Origin of the sequence: Actinoplanes sp. NPDC048791 (genome assembly GCF_040650095.1) — a bacterium.
GTDB lineage: Bacteria > Actinomycetota > Actinomycetes > Mycobacteriales > Micromonosporaceae > Actinoplanes.
Genome location: NZ_JBEZGQ010001237.1, coordinates 1 through 2201, shown reverse-complemented (window position 1 = coordinate 2201; position 2201 = coordinate 1). Strand labels below are relative to the sequence as shown.

Annotated in this window: 2 protein-coding genes and 1 pseudogene; 1 reads left to right on the top strand and 2 read right to left on the bottom strand. The window is 73.8% G+C overall.

Going from position 1 to position 2201, the window contains the following annotated elements:
* A pseudogene (locus AB0C29_RS44830) lies at window positions 1–395 on the bottom strand (PA-phosphatase); the annotation flags it as partial.
* A gap of 241 nt (window positions 396–636) precedes the next feature.
* On the opposite strand from AB0C29_RS44830, the gene AB0C29_RS44825 reads away from it, so the two are divergent.
* Window positions 637–1707: a hypothetical protein gene (locus AB0C29_RS44825; protein WP_360833968.1), complete on the top strand. Its 1071-nt coding sequence runs from the start codon at window positions 637–639 to the stop codon at window positions 1705–1707.
* Between the two features lie 8 nt (window positions 1708–1715).
* On the opposite strand, the gene AB0C29_RS44820 is transcribed toward AB0C29_RS44825, so the two are convergent.
* Window positions 1716–2201, bottom strand: a 486-nt coding sequence (locus tag AB0C29_RS44820) for a methyl-accepting chemotaxis protein (protein ID WP_360833966.1), incomplete at its 5' end; no start/stop codon positions are given.

Here is a 2201-nt window from a genome sequence, read left to right as displayed (position 1 = left end):
TCGGGGATGGCCGCGAGCGCCTGGTCGTACTGGGCGGTCAGGGCGGCCGTCTGGGCCGGGAAGAGCGAGACCAGCACCCGGTAGGCCGCGCCGGCGACAGCGGCGTCGGCCGAGTCGCCGCGCCGGCTGCGCGGAGCGATCAGGTACGGCTGGTACGGCGTCCCGGCAACCGCGTTCACCGCGTCGTACACGGCTCCCTGCACCATCGCGAAGCTGCGCCCGGTCACGTTGGGTGACTGGCGGGCGACCTCGTAGATGGCCGTCTGCGCGTGGACGTTCCAGGTGATCACGGCGTTGGGTGTGGTGGCGGCCAGGGCCGGTGTGGGCGTCAGCACCGCCGGCCCGGTCAGAGTGAGCGCGGCGAGCACGGCCGCGGCCCGAGTCCTCGAGAACATCGTTTCCCCCGTCGATGAGGCCGCCGGAACACGTCGGCCGGATACAGCCTGCGGTGGGGTCCAGCCGCCGACAACAGATCGAAATGCGGAAATGTCTCGGGTATCAGGCCGGGCGCCTTTTGGCTCTTTCCCCGGTGCGGCGCGGATGCCGTCTGCATCCTGCAGCAGGCCGCCGGAATCGGTGGGCCCGGCACCGTGGCTATCATCGGCAGCCACGGACGCCGGTGGAGGTCGACGCGACATGAGCACCACGCGCACGCGGCTCGGCCTCGCTGCCGCGCTCGTGGCGAGCGCAGCGCTGCTGGCATTGCCGGCCGGCGGCAACGCGCAGCCCGCAGCGCCGGTCACCGCGGCGGTCGCCTGGCCACAGGCACAGCGCGGCACCGTGCAGGCGACCCTGCCGGACGGCGCCGAGTACCGTCCGGGCCTGTTCCTCGACGCCCGCACCTCCCTGGGCACCGCGGCGAGCACCGACGACCGCTACCTGCGCCTGGTCCGCGTCGGCGCGGACGGTACGGTCCGCCAGCTCCGGCGGCTGCCCCGGGCGGAACACCCGTCCTTCCAGGCGCTGACCGTCTCCGGCGACGTGCTGGCCTGGGTGGAGAGCACCGACGGCGGCAAGCTGCGGCTGTTCACGGCCGGCCTGCGCGACGCCCGGCCGCCGCGCGAGCTGACCGCCGACCTGGGCCGGGCCGAGTTCTACCAGTCGCAGTACGACCTGGTGATCGCCGACGGCCGGGTGCACTGGGTGGCCGCGGCCACCGGTGACGTCACCCAGCTCCGCTCGGTCGCGCTGACCGGCGGGCCGGTGGACGTCCGCCGGGAGCCCGGCACGTGGAAGCTGTCGGCGTGGCCGTGGCTGGTCAACGGGGTCAACGACAGCTCGGGCAGCACCCTGCTGCGCAACCTGGGCACCGGCCGGGACAGCCCGATCGGCCGTGCCCGGGACCGGGCCATCACGGCCTGCAGCCCGGCCTGGTGCCGGGTGGCGTCGCTGACCGGGGACGGGCTCAGCCGCATCGAGCTGATGCGTCCCGACGGCAGCGACCGGCACCGTATCGCCGGTGACACCGCCGCGACCGTGATCGTCGACGTGGCGCCGCTGGACCGCTTCGAGGTGCTCTCCCGGATCGGCCCCAACTCGGAGCTGACCGGCAACAACGAGCTGATCGCGGTGGAGATCGCCACCCGCCGGACGGTGGAGATCAGCCCGGACGCCGGCTCGGTGTCGTACCGGGGCGGCATGCTGTGGTGGTCGACCGGCAACCTGGACGCGGTCGTCTGGCACGCCCTGGACCTGCGCACCATCTGACGGCCGGCTCAGGCCGGGACGGCGAGTTCCTCCAGGCCGGCGAGGACCTGCTCGGCCGCCGACGTCGCCGTGGCCAGCTGGCGGGTGACCTCGGCCAGCACGGCGGCCTGCTCCTGCATCGCCGCCGCGATGTCGGTCTGGACCTCGTACAGGCCGGCCACCGCCGACGTGGTATGGCCGAAGGTGCTGGCCACGTCGCCGGTCTGCGCGACGATCGCCTGGATCACGCCGTTGACCCGTTCCACCGACTCCGCCGTCTGCTGGGCCAGCTGCTTGACCTCGTTGGCCACCACGCCGAAGCCCCGGCCGGCCTCGCCGGCCCGCGCCGCCTCGATCGTCGCGTTCAGCGAGAGCAGGTTGGTCTGCCCGGCCAGCTGCGCGATCAGCGCGTTGACCGTGGCGATCTCGCCGACCGACGACTCCAGGGCCCGTACCTTGTCGGCCGCCGTCGAAGCGGTGTCCTTGCCCGCGGCGGCGCTCCCGGCCGCGTCGCG